General features: G+C 55.0%; 16 protein-coding genes. 6 read left to right on the top strand and 10 right to left on the bottom strand.

Annotated features, from left to right (window positions below):
• Positions 1-62: 62 nt before the first annotated feature.
• Positions 63-242, bottom strand: coding sequence for a photosystem II assembly protein Psb34 (gene psb34 / locus V0288_RS04100; RefSeq protein ID WP_332863753.1), 180 nt, complete (start codon positions 240-242; stop codon positions 63-65).
• Positions 243-296: 54 nt separating this feature from the next.
• Between psb34 and V0288_RS04095 the strand changes: the two genes are divergently transcribed.
• Together V0288_RS04095 and V0288_RS04090 are read left to right on the top strand one after the other, a co-directional pair.
• Positions 297-512 carry a hypothetical protein gene (locus V0288_RS04095; RefSeq protein WP_332863752.1) on the top strand — a complete coding sequence of 72 codons (216 nt, stop codon included), beginning with the start codon at positions 297-299 and terminating at the stop codon, positions 510-512.
• 167 nt (positions 513-679) lie between these two features.
• Complete coding sequence (locus V0288_RS04090; protein ID WP_332863751.1) at positions 680-2131, top strand: GGDEF domain-containing response regulator; 1452 nt, start codon at positions 680-682, stop codon at positions 2129-2131.
• On the opposite strand, the gene V0288_RS04085 is transcribed toward V0288_RS04090, so the two are convergent.
• Positions 2103-2615: a hypothetical protein gene (locus V0288_RS04085; RefSeq protein WP_332863750.1), complete on the bottom strand. Its 513-nt coding sequence runs from the start codon at positions 2613-2615 to the stop codon at positions 2103-2105. The two genes, V0288_RS04090 and V0288_RS04085, sit on opposite strands and share 29 nt — an antisense overlap.
• Before the next feature lie 144 nt (positions 2616-2759).
• Complete coding sequence (locus V0288_RS04080) at positions 2760-3656, bottom strand: bestrophin family protein (RefSeq protein WP_332863749.1); 897 nt, start codon at positions 3654-3656, stop codon at positions 2760-2762.
• A gap of 189 nt (positions 3657-3845) precedes the next feature.
• Between V0288_RS04080 and V0288_RS04075 the strand changes: the two genes are divergently transcribed.
• Positions 3846-5543, top strand: coding sequence for an alpha/beta hydrolase (locus tag V0288_RS04075; protein ID WP_332863748.1), 1698 nt, complete (start codon positions 3846-3848; stop codon positions 5541-5543).
• Positions 5544-5674: 131 nt separating this feature from the next.
• On the opposite strand, the gene V0288_RS04070 is transcribed toward V0288_RS04075, so the two are convergent.
• The 7 genes from V0288_RS04070 to modA all read right to left on the bottom strand — a co-directional run bounded on the left by V0288_RS04070 (position 5675) and on the right by modA (position 12801).
• Complete coding sequence (locus V0288_RS04070; protein ID WP_332863747.1) at positions 5675-6511, bottom strand: DNA-formamidopyrimidine glycosylase; 837 nt, start codon at positions 6509-6511, stop codon at positions 5675-5677.
• Between the two features lie 57 nt (positions 6512-6568).
• The gene (locus V0288_RS04065; RefSeq protein ID WP_332863746.1) at positions 6569-6802 is read right to left on the bottom strand and encodes a photosystem I reaction center subunit IV; all 234 of its coding nucleotides are present in this window, start codon (positions 6800-6802) and stop codon (positions 6569-6571) included.
• Between the two features lie 78 nt (positions 6803-6880).
• Positions 6881-7510: a DUF6391 domain-containing protein gene (locus tag V0288_RS04060; RefSeq protein ID WP_332863745.1), complete on the bottom strand. Its 630-nt coding sequence runs from the start codon at positions 7508-7510 to the stop codon at positions 6881-6883.
• Entirely contained in the window at positions 7507-8628 is a 1122-nt protein-coding gene (locus V0288_RS04055) for a hypothetical protein (protein ID WP_332863744.1), read from the bottom strand. The genes V0288_RS04060 and V0288_RS04055 overlap by 4 nt, the downstream gene beginning before the upstream one ends.
• A 9-nt stretch (positions 8629-8637) precedes the next feature.
• Positions 8638-9354 carry a 16S rRNA (uracil(1498)-N(3))-methyltransferase gene (locus tag V0288_RS04050; protein WP_422661892.1) on the bottom strand — a complete coding sequence of 239 codons (717 nt, stop codon included), beginning with the start codon at positions 9352-9354 and terminating at the stop codon, positions 8638-8640.
• A gap of 656 nt (positions 9355-10010) precedes the next feature.
• Positions 10011-11852: a molybdate ABC transporter permease subunit gene (gene modB, locus V0288_RS04045; protein WP_332863742.1), complete on the bottom strand. Its 1842-nt coding sequence runs from the start codon at positions 11850-11852 to the stop codon at positions 10011-10013.
• A gap of 148 nt (positions 11853-12000) precedes the next feature.
• The gene (gene modA, locus V0288_RS04040) at positions 12001-12801 is read right to left on the bottom strand and encodes a molybdate ABC transporter substrate-binding protein (RefSeq protein WP_332863741.1); all 801 of its coding nucleotides are present in this window, start codon (positions 12799-12801) and stop codon (positions 12001-12003) included.
• Here modA and V0288_RS04035 point away from each other — a divergent pair.
• From V0288_RS04035 to V0288_RS04025, 3 genes are all read left to right on the top strand, one after another.
• The gene (locus V0288_RS04035) at positions 12787-13152 is read left to right on the top strand and encodes a hypothetical protein (protein ID WP_332863740.1); all 366 of its coding nucleotides are present in this window, start codon (positions 12787-12789) and stop codon (positions 13150-13152) included. The two genes, modA and V0288_RS04035, sit on opposite strands and share 15 nt — an antisense overlap.
• A 43-nt stretch (positions 13153-13195) precedes the next feature.
• Complete coding sequence (locus tag V0288_RS04030) at positions 13196-13624, top strand: TOBE domain-containing protein (protein WP_332863739.1); 429 nt, start codon at positions 13196-13198, stop codon at positions 13622-13624.
• A 449-nt stretch (positions 13625-14073) separates the two neighbouring features.
• Positions 14074-15072 carry a LysR family transcriptional regulator gene (locus V0288_RS04025; RefSeq protein WP_332863738.1) on the top strand — a complete coding sequence of 333 codons (999 nt, stop codon included), beginning with the start codon at positions 14074-14076 and terminating at the stop codon, positions 15070-15072.
• Positions 15073-15190 lie beyond the last annotated feature (118 nt).

The following is a 15190-nucleotide window of genomic DNA, read 5'->3' as shown; positions in this document are numbered from 1 at the left end:
CCTGACTCCTGCCTCCTGCCTCCTGACTCCCTACCGCCTACCCCCCACACCCCACTCCCGTCCTAGCCTACTTTAGAAGCGTAGACAGCGACCGCGAGCAATCCGGCGATCAGAAAGAACGCGACGACTCCCAAGATAATGTAGTTGCGTTGTTGGGACTTGGTAGGGGGATCGGCTTGATACACTTTCGGCTCGACGGCGAAATTATTCAAGCGTCCACCTTCTTCAGTCGTATAGGGCATGATAAAAACCTCAGATGTTGCGTTTTCCTAAGCGTATGAGTCTTATGGTTAAATATGGTACAACATATTTTCCGGCCGGGAATCGGGGAGGTTCGGGGTTTTCGGGGGTCGATCGCTCGATCGGTCGATAAAACGCTATTTTCGGGGGCCGATCGCGAGTCTCCCCCGCGACATTTCGAGATAGGAGATGGCGCGTTAATTATTCCTCCAGAGACGGGTATTGTAGAGGAAAAGGTGGTTAACGCGCCCGTCGGCGATCGATTCCGATGACCTACCCGACACACCCTATCCACCGCGACTCGCGCCGGGAAAAAACATCGGATACTCGAAAACCGGTTCCCGAACCCCGACCGGACTTCTCGACCCCGAATCGGGGGATGACGACGAGAGAAACTTCGGCCGGGAAAACCTCGCGGGTAGGGCGTTCACTCTGACCGATGATTGATTCCCTTATGAAAGCCGATATTCTAATCGCGGACGGTAACTCGTCCGAAATGTCTCTACTCTCGAATTTTCTCCGACAGCAGGGCCACACGACGCGACAAGTGTTCGATGGAGAGATGGCGCTGACCGCTATCCATACGCGGAAACCCGATCTCGTTCTGACCGACGCGAATCTCCCCCGTCTGGACGGTTATCGTCTCTGCCAACAGTTACGGGAAAAACCGGCCACCTCGGAGATCCCGTTAATTTTTCTATTAGATGCCGGGGATAGGATGGCGCGGGTGAAAGCTTTAGAGGTCGGGGGAAATGATTATCTGATCAAACCCTATGATTTAGAAGAATCACGCCTGAAAGTAAGCTATCAGCTAAAATTACAGCGAGAACGGCAACAACTTCGCCAAGAAGTCCGGGAGTTACGGCAAAGCTCGCACCTAGCCGAGTTAGCGAATCGATCGGGCGAAAATTCCCAGGAATTTCTAGAACTCCTAAGCGTGGCCATCTCGACGATTCATAACGGGGTGGTGATCACCGACGCGACCCATCCCGATCGCCCGGTCGTCTACGTGAACCCCGGCTTTGAAAAAATGACCGGTTACTCTTTCGAGGAGGTGGTCGGGAAAAATTGTCGTTTTTTGCAGGGAAGCGATCGGGATCAGTCGGAGTTAGACCATCTGCGGCGGTCGATCGAGTCGGGACAGGCCTGCCGGATCACCCTGCGGAATTATCGCAAGGACGGAACCCTATTTTGGAACGAGATCTCTCTATCGCCGATTCTCGATGAAAACGGTCGGGCGATCTATTTCATCGGCATTCAAACGGACGTGACCGATCGAAAACGCGCCGAGGAGGAATTACAACGTTCCCGGGCCGCGGTCGGTCAGATGAACCGGGAGTTATACCGTCTCAACGACCGTCTACACCGTCTGGCCAATCTCGACGGGTTGACGGGAGTGGCGAACCGTCGCTGTTTTGACGAGCGGTTCACGCGGGAATGGCAGAGATTAACGCGCGATCGCCAACCTCTCTCGTTGATTCTCGGTGATATCGACTATTTCAAACGCTATAACGATACCTACGGTCATTTATACGGGGATGATTGTCTCAAAGCGGTCGCCCGGGCCTTGCGGAATTCCGTTCACCGTCCCGCCGATCTCGTGGCCCGTTGCGGGGGGGAAGAGTTCGCCGTGATTCTCCCGAATACGGACATCGCGGGCGCCCGTCAAGTGGCCCTGGCGATCCGCCGGTCGATCGAAAATTTACAGATCCCCCATCGCTCTTCCGACGTATCCCCTTGGGTGACGATGAGTTTAGGGGTCGCGACCGAGATTCCCACCCCCGATCGCCACCCGAAGGATTTACTGGGAAGCGCCGATCGCGCCCTCTTTCTGGCCAAGGAACGGGGACGGAATCAGGTGGCTATCGAAGAGCGAGAACCGAGCGGGTGATCTCGGCGATCGCCTGTCGCTGTTCGCGGTCGTATCCCCAGCGATCGAGGAATCGCTCGTACTCTCCCGAACCCGTTTCCAGGGTTTCCCGCAATCGTTGCAATTTTTCGCCGATCTCGGGAGATTTTAGGGATTCGATCAAGGCGGCGGTTCTCTCGCGCACCCGATCGGAACCCCGCGCCGTTTCTTCGTCCGCGTTCCGTCGGTGGAAAACGCCCATCGCGGTGGACATGGCCAGATTTTTCACCAACAACTCGCCGACGATCTCGGGAGAGGTTTTTAACGCCTCGATCGTCTCCGGGGTCGGCGCGTCGGCGAAGGGAATATCGCTCGGTAGATAGATGACGAAAAAACCTCTAGCCCCGTTTTGCGTGGCCACCAGTTCGGTGATTTCCCGTTGTACCGTCGCGGGGTCGAGATTGTCTACTTCGTTCAGTAATTCGCTCGATCGCTCGATCGCCATCTCGAAAGTAATCGTTTCCATTGTCGTGTTCGTGAGTGGTGTAGGGTGTAGGAGGCAGGAGTCAGGAGGCAGGGGTAAAGAGTAAAGGTGAAGGGCTTAAAAATAGTCTTTTCCCTTTTCCCCTTCCCCTTTTCCCCCAAAAACTCCCTCACCTCCCCATCTCCCTTACTTCCAACGGTTCGCGCTCGGGGATAGGGAGATCAGATCCTCGATATTTCTCTCCATTGTCTCGCAGATTTTATCTAACGGTAAATCATTGCGATCGTGACCGAAAGGATTCTCGATCTCGATGCCGATCGCCTCGATACCGAAAACGGTAAAACTGACTAAACTCACGAAAAATGCCGTCCATAACTTTAACTCGTTGACCACTTGAAAGGGTAACGTCAAACAGTAAATAAATAAAAGTTGTTTCAAGTGAATGGCGTAAGCGAGAGGGATGGGTGTTTTCAGAATTCGCTCGCAAGCTCCCAGGGAATCCACGAGAATATCTAATAATTTAAACATCGCCACTAATTGATAGGAATTCACGCGATCGGTGTCCTGTTGGCGTTGTAAGTAATCGCCGAGCCAGAAAGCGATTTCTAGCGGGGGATTGTTCATTTCTTTCAATTTCTCGTATCGATCGCCCTCCAGTAAACGGGCGAGTTCGGGACTGACCGGCTCCGATCGCAGGTGCAGTTTCATGGCGACCGCGAACGCGATCAAGAGCCGTAAAGCGGCGATTTTTTCCCCGGTATCCTCGCTATTGCGTTCCTCGATCGATACCCAGATCGATCGGGCCAGATTCCGACTCGTGTTAACGATCGCCCCCCAGATTTTCCGTCCCTCCCAGAAGCGCTCGTAAGCGGTATTCGTCCGGAAAACCAACAACAAACCGAGAACGATACTCGGCACGATCCCCCCGGCGAGCGGTAAGCCGAGATTAAAACCTCTCACGTCGATCAACGAGATAAATAAACTAAAAAGAGCGCAGATCGCGACCTGTGGCAAAATCGCCGGGATCACGGAACCCCGCCAACAAAATAAGATTTTGAGCCAGTCCTGGGACTCTTGTTTCAAGGAGCGGGTTTTCGGGGGGAGCATCGGGGATAACTTGAGAAAAGGTTAAGGTCAACCGTAAAGGTAACGTTTTCGATTATAGTAAGCGGCGCGGTGCCGGACGAGGGCGGTCGCTCGATTCCTTCCGCTCACCTCCCCCCGTGAGGGGTACAATGTAGAGACTACTGAAGAGCGCGGGAGAGAAAACCGATGAAATTGCCTAAAAACCCCGTTAATAAGTTAACCCGGCGCGGCCGGCGATCGCTGGTACTGGGTTTTCTCTCCCTTATGGTAGCGATCGCTCCCGTGACCGCGGCGAACGAAATTCTCTTTTTCCTCGGCCCCTTCGGTCGATCGGTCAAGGTGAGTTCCCTAGAAGTTTTCGCCAAAAACGGCACGATCGACGGGAATCTCCGACAGTATCTCCGGAATACCACCCCGGCGCAACAGGCAGAATTCCGGGAAGCGTTAACGAAAAGCGCGCCGCTCTCTCCCGTACTTCTGTCCCGCTTTTTCAACACCGAGATGGGCGAGTCGATTCTAAACCGTATGGGAGGCTTGGTGACGATTCAAGGCGGTAGTAACGGGAAATTCGCCCTCCGTTCCGCGCTGATTAAAGGGGCGCTCGCTCCCGGCGGCCTGACCCTGTTGAGTTTCCTGCAAAATCTCCCCACGAATATGCAGGTGGACGTGCAACAGGCGCTCCTGTTAGCGAGACAGATCGAACTGGTTTTGAAAGCGACGGAGTATTTCACCGCGGAAGTGGCGCATCTATCGACAATCGAGGCCGAACGAGCCGGGGCGATCGATTTTTCCCCGTTACCCGATCTCCGTCAGCCCGGCCCCTATGCTGTAGAAGAAAAACGCTGGATATTGACGGATAAGAGTCGGAACCGTCAATTTTACGCGCTGATTTTCCAACCGAAATCGTTCGGCGCGGGAAAAATCCCGGTGATCGTTTTCTCTCACGGTCTGGCCTCGCGTCCGGAAGATTTCGCGCGACAGGCGGAATATTGGGCGAGTTACGGCTACGTGGTGGTGATGCCCCAACATCCGGGGAGCGACACGATTCAAGTGCAGAATCTACTGGCCGGTCTCTCGCGGGAGGTTTTTGACCGGAGCGAATTTATCGATCGCCCCCTCGATCTCCGCTACACGATCGATGAACTGGAACGACGCAACGCCGCCGAATACGGGGGACGTTTAGATCTAAACAACGTGGGAGTCGGCGGACATTCCTTCGGCGGTTACGCCGCGCTCGCGGTGGCCGGCGCCCGGATCGATTTCGACTACCTACAGAGCGAGTGTAGTCGGGAATTCGGCTACGTGAATATCTCGCGTCTCCTTCAGTGCCAGGCTCTCAACCTACCGAGGAAAGACTACGATTTTCGCGACCCGCGGGTGAAAGCGGTTTTCGCCGCCAATCCGGTCAATAGTAGTATTTTCGGGCCGAAAGGGCTGGCGGAAATTAAAATTCCCGTGATTCTGGCGGCTGGAACCTACGATCCCGCGACCCCGGCGATTTTCGAGCAGGTACGATCGTTTCCCTGGCTCAGTAGCGAGGATAAATATCTCCTGATGATCGAGGGACAGGCCCACGTCGATTTCTCGGTGCTGGACGCGGGTTTAACGCAGACGATCGAGTCGGCGATCGATCTCACCCTACCCTCTCCCTACCTGATCGATACCTACGCGAACGCGCTCTCGCTTGCCTTTTTCCAAATTCACCTGCGCGACGATCGACAATTCCGTCCTTTGCTACAAGCCGCTTACACCGCCTATCTCAGCGAGGGACAACAATTTAAATGTTTCCTGATCACCCGCGCTTCCTCGGCGGGTCTCGATCGCTCGATCGCCGAGTTCATCCGTCGTTACGTTCCCAACCTGGACATTCCTTCCAGTAGATAACAGGAGACCTCGAAGCGCGATTCGTTTTGGAAGGTCTAAAAACTTCAGAAATTAAGATTATACACGATAAATAGTTTTTTTTGATATTTTTCGCGATCATAATCTTCCTCCTGCCTCCTGCCTCCTGACTCCTACCTCCTCTGACAACTCGGACAGAAATGGGTCGATCGCCCGCCGAGTTTCACCCGCTCGATGCCCGTCCCGCAGACGCGGCAGTTCTCGCCCGATCGACCGTACACCCACGCGGCCGCGCCGTAGTTGCCGTTAATCCCGGTGACATGTCGGAAGTCGCGGAAGGATGTACCGCCCCGCTCGATCGATTCGGTCAATACATAAATAATCGCGTTTGTCAAGTCTTTCGTTTGTTCTTCCGTTAGCTCGTTCGCGAGGGTTCGGGGATCGATGCCGCTCTTAAATAACGCTTCATCGGCGTAAATATTGCCGATACCGGCGATGACGGTTTGATCGAGGAGGAAAGTCTTAATATTACGGCGACTGCCGCGGGATTTCCGGTAAAAATAGTCGGGGGTGAAGGTATCCGAGAGGGGTTCGAGTCCGAGGGTCTGTAGCGCGGTCATCACGCTTTCCGGCGGTTCTCCCGCGGGAATCCACCAGATTTTCCCGAAAGTGCGGGTATCGACGAAGCGGAGTTCATTTTCTCCCTCGAATCGGAAGCGGATACGGGTATGGACGGCGAGAGGACTATCGGTATCGACCCAGAGCAGTTGTCCGGTCATGCGGAGATGGACACCGAGGGTACTGCCGTTATCGAGGGACGCGAGGAGATATTTGCCGCGACGGTTCCAGGTCTCGATCGAACTCCCGGCGATGCCTCGATCGAACGCGTCCGAAGAAAAAGGGTGGGCGAGGGTCCGCGGTAGGAACACCTCTCCACCCGTGATTTTTCGCCCTAGGGTCGTTTGATTTAACCCCCGGCGAACCGTTTCTACCTCGGGCAGTTCCGGCATGAAAAAACAAGGAAATGAGTATTTTATCTTAGCGTGAAAGCAACTATCCGGGCCGCTTTATTTCTTGGCGGGAGCCGCTTGCACGACTTCGAGTTCTCTTTCGGCGAAGTTGTTCGTGTTGACCCCGCCCGCGCTACCACTGAAACCGTTGTAGTTCACGGTGTCGAAGCGGACGATGACGGGATAGAGAATCCCGCTCTTGTCAACGCTGGCAACGGTTCCCACGTCCCCGTACCAGAACGAGTCTTTCCGTTTGATTCTAACTTTCGCTCCACGTTCGATTGCAGCCATAGGTGTTGATTTTTAAAGGATTTACCTATAAAGGTTACAATCCGAGCGAGCCGGGGGGAAGGGGGTTAACTTTACGTTTTATTGCGAGTCCCGCCAGGCCACCCGCACGAAATGGGCCGATCGACCCCAGACATCGTTCTTCGGCGAAACGCTCACGATCTCTAGATTAAAGGGAATGGCGGTCGTCAGATACTTCTGGGCCGACATCCCCAGGTCGGGGGCGACTTGAAAGGCGGTAGAGGTCGCCAAACCGAGGCCGAGTAGTTGGGAGATCGGGCCCCGGGGAAGGAGCAGGTGGGTTCCCAGTACCAAACCCGCCGTGACCATCAGCGTGACCGATAGATTCGTACCGCAACGGGGGTGGACCGCGAGATCCCACTCGCCGTTCCGGAGACGTTCCAGCGCGCGGTAAACGGCGCGTCGCAGATCGTTTACATCGACCTGACCGTACAGGTAGAATCCCCGATCGGTGGACAGTCCCCCGAGGGCCTCGTTATCCGGTTGGCTTTCCGGGCCGGACCCGCGGGCCGCGGCCATCTCGCTCAAGACCCAGACGGTCGCGTGTTCGAGCGCGTGAACCTGCCGGGCCGTCAACAATTCTTTCACCCCCGGCAGGAAACCGATCTGGCGCAGGAGATCGCTGTCTTGGTTCGGGGAAGGTTGGAACCAATCCTCAAAAAGCGAACGCGGGTAGGTAGTGGAGGTCATGGTAACGCGGGTGGGGGGGATTTTTCTAGAAAGATCAGACCGCTATACAGTTGAAAGGCCGTATCCCAGTAGGTCTCTTCTATTCGTAACAGATCCAGACGGGGATCGATCGCTTTCAGGAGCGGGTAAAAATCGACGGTGGTTTCCGCGAAGGGTTGGAAGTCCGACCGGACGGGAATCCCGGGAAGTTTCTGTTTCAGGTAGCGATCGAGTTGATTCCAGTTGTCGCGGTTGGTGGTCTGTGCCTCGCCGGCCGCGGGCCGGCCGGCAAACGCGTGGCCCCGTTGAAAATTGTAATGGCGATCGCAGATCCGGACGATGGCGTTTCGCGACGGGAGATGGAGATCGATGACCCGCGCGTAATCGAGAACGCCGATCTTGCGGATCTGTTTCCGTCGCGCGTCCACGTCCACGCACTCGCCGAAAATGGGCAGTAATCCCTCGACGATCGCGCTCGCGTCCGACCAATCGAAGGAGAAGAGTGCCTCGCTACCCGGCACGGGTTCGTAGACGATGCTGGCCCGCTCGTCCGCGTTCTCGAAATGAAGGGCGAGATACACCTCCGGCCGCCCGATCGCCGCCACGGGAGCGCAGAAACAGGGAATTCCGGCCGCCCGGAAGTCGTTCACGTAGACCTGGAGTTCCCCCAGCGGGCCGACACGATACAAACGCCACGCCCGACTCGGTAACTGTAAGCGCGCGGTGTAGGGATCGAGTCCCATGATCCTACCGAATTCTTTGGCGGCGGCCTGCTTCTGCTCGCTCGGGATCGGTTCGAGGATTAAAACGCCGAGCTCTTGGTTTTCGGGAGCGGCCTTCGCTTGTTCGAGGGCGCTCTGTCTCTGCTGTTTTTGTTCTCGGATCTCGGTTTGTTCGATGAGTTCGATCCGGCCGATTCCCTGTCGGATACTGGCGATTAATTTCGGGTTGGTGGTTAATCGGAGGAGTTCGCGGTACTCGCGGGCCGCGATCGCCAGTTCTCCCGATACTTCGTTCAAACGGGCCGCGTAAAATTTCAGCCAGGGATTATCGGTTTCGACGTTCTGGAGTTCTCGGATCAGTCGATCGGCGGTCTGGTAGTCCTGGCGATCGATCGCCTCGGCGACTTCTTTAATCATGATCGGGTGTTAGCCTTCTAGATAAGCGTTGATCAGGGAGAGAGCGACTAGGGGAGCGGTGATCGTTCGCAACACGCGTTTTCCCAAAGACACGGCCGTGAAATTAGCGGCGATCGCCCGATCGATTTCCCCGTCGGTCCAACCGCCTTCCGGGCCGATGGCGAGGGTGATTTCCGCCGGTTTTCGGTCGGGAAGTCGGGAGACAAGGGAATCGACTTTCTTACGGGTAACACAAATATAAGAACTTGTCTGTGGTTTCGATCGATTTTCAACAATTTCTAAAGTTTCTAAAAACGGGCGCGGTTCCTCGATCGTCGGAACGATCTGGCGCTCCGATTGTTCCACGGCTTCGGTAGCGATTTTCCGCCAGCGATCGAGTTTTCCCGCGCTCGGGGTGACTAGCCCGCGACGGGTGAGCAGGGGAACGATCCGGGTGACTCCTAACTCCGTGGAACCACGGACAATATCCTCGAATCCGTTTTTCGGGATCGCGACCATCAGGGTAACGGGAACCGGGAGTTCGTTCGAGCCGGCGATCGGTTCGAGGAGACGCGCGCGGTTGTCGAGGATTTCCGCTAACCAGGACTGTCCCCGGCCGTCGAGCGCGATAAATCGATCGTTCGTTTTCAACCGGAGAACTTTTTTTAAATAATGTTGTTGTTCGGCACCGAGGGCGATCGTGCCGTTTTCCAGTTGGCGGAAGTCGAGAGTGAGGCGGTAATACAAGGTTTTTGTTTTCAATTTTATCACGGTGATGAAAATCACGGATTGCCGATCGGGTCGGCCGTAAAATTATTTTACAATCCCGATTTTCTGTTTATGGTAATTGATTGATTAGGCATCGTTCTCCTCTCTCTACTCCTGCTATTTATCGCCGGAGCGGCTTACGGTTTCTGGTGGCTGATGGAAACCCGAGATCGGCAACAGGAACGAAAATCGTCCCCTCCTCGAAGGAGAACAACGTCCACCTCTCGAAAAAGCTCGGAACCCGATCGCCCGATCGTATCGATCGATAAAAAAACGATCGATCGAAATCCTTCCCGCTCTGGCGACAACTCCCCGGACGAAATCCCTCGTGCCTTGCAAAAACAATTATTAAAAATGGTCGGAAACGATACCCGAATCGAAAAAAGATTGATCGATAATCTACAAGAAAAATATCCTGACAAAAATTTAGCCTGGTGTTACGAGAAAGCGATTTTTGATTTAGAAAGAGATCGAAGAATTTAGCCAAAATCGAGAACCGGCGTTCGCTGACAGACTTTCGCCTGTAGATCGGGTACAAATTTGAGAGTTTTCAGCAAGAGGTAAAGGGGTATAGCGCGTGGCGCGTCAAATTCTTAACCCGAACCGAGGATTCGAGAAACCGGGGAATCGAACGCTCATTCCAATAACAGTAACCGGGGCGGATCTAGCGTGACGAACCACGGAAAAGGTTTATCCTTAATCTCTCGCCATCTCTCCTTATAAAGCTCCGCCTGTAGATGAAAATCTCTCTCGTCACCGGAAGGCTGATTCAGTTTGAGATAGAGGGTCACGCGATGGGGCGCTTCGAGAGTATTCGCCACCCAGCAGGGAAACGTATTCGGTTTCGTCGGATCGTTGCCGAACCGGATTTGATGGGCGCGGATTCCCGTGTAGGCGAAATTTCCGGGAAGTTCCCCGACACTTTGTAGGGTAACCTCCCAGTCGATCGCCTCGAACTCGCGGCCGGCGATCGCCCGAGCGCGGGAAAAATTCTTACAGCCGGTGATCCTCGCGAGCGCGACACTATCGGGTCTCTCGAAAATCCCCACTTTAGAACCGTTGGCGATCGCCCGTCCCTTTTCCATAACGATCAGGTTATCGCAGATCCGGTAGGCTTCGTCCAGGTTGTGGGTGACGAAAATCGTTATCCCGTCGTAGTTGGCGAGGGTTTTCACCATCTGCCGCTCTAACTGTCCCCGTAGATGCGTGTCGAGCGCGGAAAAAGGCTCGTCGAGTAACAGCGCTTCCGGACGACCGGCGAGGGCCCGCGCGATCGCTACCCGTTGTTGTTGCCCCCCCGATAATTGATGGGGGTAACGGTTTTCCATGCCGGGTAACTGCACCAGTTCCAACTGCGCCGCCACTCTCTGTCGGATGATTTTCGGGTCGAGTTTTTTCGACAGACCGAAGGCGATATTCTCCGCGACCGTGAGATGGGGGAAGAGCGCGTAATTCTGCACCACGAAACCGATCCGACGATCGCGCGCGGGGAGGTTGATGCCTTTTTCCGAGTCGAATAATACCCGCCCGTTGAGAGCGATCCGACCTTTCGAGGGCGTTTCCACCCCGGCGATCGATCGCAGGATCATACTTTTCCCCGACCCGGAAGCTCCCAACAGTCCGAGGGGTTGATTGTAAGAAGTGAACGCCACATTTAAAGAGAATCCGGGTAAATGCCGCTCGATATCGGCGAGTAAGCCCGCCGCGCCCTCGTGGAGAGTTTGAGACTGCAAAACGGCGAAATCGCGTCCCTCCCAGGGAGCGATCGGATCGTCGGTCTCGATCGGCTCGATCGTTCCCGCGCCCCTCTGCCCGAGTTGTTTCCGGCGTTGTCCCTGCCAGACATTCACGGCGATAATCCCGGACAGCGAGATCAGCATAATAATCAGCACCCAGAGCCAAGCCTCATTCATCGCGCCCCCCTCGACCGCGAAATAGATGGCCATCGGGATCGTCTGCGTCTGTCCGGGGATATTGCCCGCGAGCATTAACGTCGCGCCGAATTCCCCGAGAGCGCGGGCGAAGGCGAGGGTTAACCCGGCCAACACTCCGGGAAGCGATAACGGTAAAAGTATCCGCCAGAAGATCTTTCTTTCCGTCGCGCCGAGGGTGCGGGCCACCTGTAAGAGGTTGGGATCGACCTGCTCGAAAGCGCCGAGCGTGGTGCGGTACATCAGGGGAAAGGCGACTACCGTGGCGGTAATCACGGCCGCGTACCAGGTGAAAACGACGCGGACGCTCAGGAATTGTAACAACTGTCCGATCGGGCCGTTGCGTCCGAACAGTAGGAGTAAGAGAAATCCGACGACGGTGGGGGGAAGGATTAGGGGAGCGACGAAAATTCCCTCGATCGCCGATCGCCACCGACCGCGATAACCCAACATCCAGTAAGCGGCCGCGATTCCGAGGAAAAAGATGACGATGACCGCGATCAGGGCGGTTTTCAGCGAGATCCAGAGCGGGGAAAGGTCTTGCATCGATCGAGGAAGTGGGGAGATGGGGAGGTGGGGGATTTTTTCGGGAAAAGGGGAAGGGGAAAAGGGAAAAGGCTACTTTTGGGACTTTCACCTCGATCCTTTTCTTGTACCTCCCGCTCCTCGGTGGATTACGCTTCGCTAATCCACCCTACTTAGCGATTCCGAAGCCGAATTTCTCGAAAATGGCTCTCGCGGGAGCTTTGGTTAGATAGCTCAGATACGATCGGGCCGCGGCCTGGTTTTTACTCGTCGCGACCACGGCCATCGGGTAGACGATCGGCGAGTGGAGATTTTCGGGCGCGGTGGCGATCGCTTTTACCCGATCGGAGATCTTCGCGTCGGTGGTGTAAACGATGCCCGCGTCGGCGTTACCGGTTTCTACGGCGGCGAGAACGTTACGAACCGAGTTCGCGAAAACGAGTTTCGATCGAATCCGTTCCAGAATCCCGAGATTTTTGAAAACTTCCTCGCTATACTGGCCGGCGGGTACGCTCCGGGGTTCGCCCGCGGAAATTTTTTGAATATTCGGATTCGTCAGATCGCGAAAACTGTCGATTTTCAGGGTAGAATCTCTCGGAACGACGAGAACCAGTCGGTTCGTCAGCAAATTCCGGCGGGTGTTCGGGAGAATCAGGTTACTTCGCGCCAGATTGTCCATCTGTCGGGTGGCGGCGGAGAGGAAGATATCGGCGGGCGCACCCTGCTCGATCTGCTGTTGCAAGGCTCCCGACGCGCCGAAATTGTAGTTGACTTTGATATTCGGGTTCGCCCGCTCGAATCCCGGATTGATTTCTTGAAGCGCGTCCTTGAGGCTCGCGGCGGCGGAGACGAGTAGGGTGGTGTTCGTTCGCGCGATCGCCATCGGCGGGTTGAAGAGTTTCAGACCCGTGGAAAGAAGTAGGCTAACGGCGATCGCGACGAGGAAGGTGAGGAAATGTCGTCTTTTCATTCGATCGGGGTGAGGTTGGCTAGTTCGGCCCATACCCCCTATCAAAACGGATTTCCCCTTCCGAAATCTGTATCCGATGATGCAGGATACCAACTTAACTGGTATGGCGTGATTCCCCGAGCGATACCTCTCTTGAAAATACTGGCTTTTATGGATTTCGGGCGATCGAGAGCGCGAGAGTCCCGGGAACATAGTAGGTATAGCGATCGCCCCTCTCTCGCCATCGAAATTAAGTTGGTAAAGAACGGGGACGGGAAACGGATTCGTAAGCGATCGGGCGCGTTATCCCCGACGGAATACCGGGAATTTTGGTATTCTCCGACGGAAGACGAGAGCGTGAATAGGGACTAGAATAGTCTTGATCTAGGATTACCAATTTTATTGGTCAGGGACAATGCCCAGAAAAGAGCAGGGATGGATCACCTTTCAATCTACCGAGGAAGAGAGAAAACTTTTAGAGGAATACTGCCAGCAAGCCGGAAGGACGAAAACGGAAATCCTCCGGGAACTGGTGCGATCTTTGGGAAACGCGCCGTCCCCCGATAGTCCGATCGCGTTTCCCCCGAAACCCGCGCGGGTGCAACTTTTGAAAGGAGATGCCGATCTCAAAGCGATGCGACTCAGCGCCCGTAACGTCCTCAAGGGTCAGATCCGGCGCATCATCATGGGGCCGGTAGACACGGAGGTATCGATCGCCCTCGCGCCCGGCGTGGAGATCGCTTCCGTCATCACCACCGCTTCCGCCGAACAACTCGGTTTACGGGTCAAACAAACCGTGTACGCGGTGATCAAGTCCTCCAGTGTCACGTTAGTCGAGTCTTGAGCGGGGTTCGATCGCCTCTCGAACTCGAAGCGGTTCGGCATTGGATAAGGAACGAGTTAACGGGTTTCCGGCGATCGGTTCCTGTACTGCCTTTTCCTGAGAAATGTTATTAATAACCGGGCGCGGACGACGATCGCGTACCGAATCGTTTCTCTCTCTCGAAAAATTTATCGGATCGTCGCGGCGCGATTCTCGATTTTATCCACTTTATCCGCGACGATAACCGGCGATAGACGATCCCGTTGACGGACAGAGAACGCGAACAAATCGATCGGGCGAGATCGCTTAGACCCCCCGAAACCCCGGCCGCGAGTCGGTGAAAAATTGATCCCCGCGTTGTGCTACTGTCATGTCAGTATCTCTATACGCTAGATACGCTAGATACGTTCGCTCAAGATTTATCCTAAAATTGCCGTCCTCGTCGCGCGTTTCCTCATCTTGGGGCTTCTATGACCGATATTCCTTTCACCTTAGACCAATTGAGAATCCTCAAGGCGATCGCCGCCGAGGGAAGTTTTAAACGGGCGGCGGACACACTGTACGTCTCCCAGCCCGCCGTGAGTTTACAGGTACAGAATCTAGAGAAACAACTGAACGTTCCGCTATTCGATCGGGGGGGGAGAAAAGCCCAATTAACGGAAGCCGGCTATTTACTGTTGAGTTACGGCGAGAAAATTATCACTCTCTGTCAGGAAACCTGCCGGGCGATCGAGGATCTCCAGAACCTTCAGGGAGGAACCCTGATCGTCGGCGCGTCGCAAACCACCGGAACCTATCTCCTACCGAGGATGATCGGTCTCTTCCGTCAGAAATACCCGGAAGTCTCCGTACAGTTACAGGTACATTCTACCCGACGCACCTCCTGGGGAGTGGCCAACGGACAGGTAGATCTAGCCATAATCGGCGGCGAGGTTCCCGCGGAGTTACAGGAAACCTTACGGGTGATTCCCTACGCGGACGATGAATTAGCGCTCGTTCTGCCCGTTTTTCACCCGCTGGCGAAAGTGGAGACGATCCAGAAGGAAGATCTCTACCGTCTCAAATTTATTACCCTCGACTCCCAATCGACGATCCGCAAGGTGATCGATAAAGTCCTCAGCCGATGCGATATCGACACCAAACGTCTCAAGGTAGAAATGGAACTCAACTCGATCGAGGCGATTAAAAACGCCGTACAATCGGGATTGGGAGCGGCGTTCGTCTCGGTGACGGCGATCGAGAAGGAGTTACAGATGGGAGTCCTCCACGCGACGCGGATTAAAGACGTGGAAATTCGCCGCACCTTATCGGTGATCATCAATCCCAGCCGCTATCGATCGAAAGCCGCCGAAGCCTTCACCAATGAAATTCTCCCCGAATTTTCCTCCTATCCCGAACAACTCTCCGTCACCGTCGATCTCGAAGCGGTTCCCGTCCCCGCCGCGGCCGCCGAGATCGTCACGAAATAGGGGGCGGGAGTCAGGAGTCAGGAGTCAGGAGTCAGGAGGGAACTAATTAGATTAACAAGAGATAATCTGTCGATCGACTCCCGATCGATTTCCTGAAAATCCGAATTTTTCAGGATTA

Source organism: Pannus brasiliensis CCIBt3594, from assembly GCF_036688125.1.
Taxonomy (GTDB): Bacteria; Cyanobacteriota; Cyanobacteriia; order Cyanobacteriales; family Microcystaceae; genus Pannus; species Pannus brasiliensis.
This window is presented reverse-complemented; position numbering and strand designations above follow the sequence as displayed.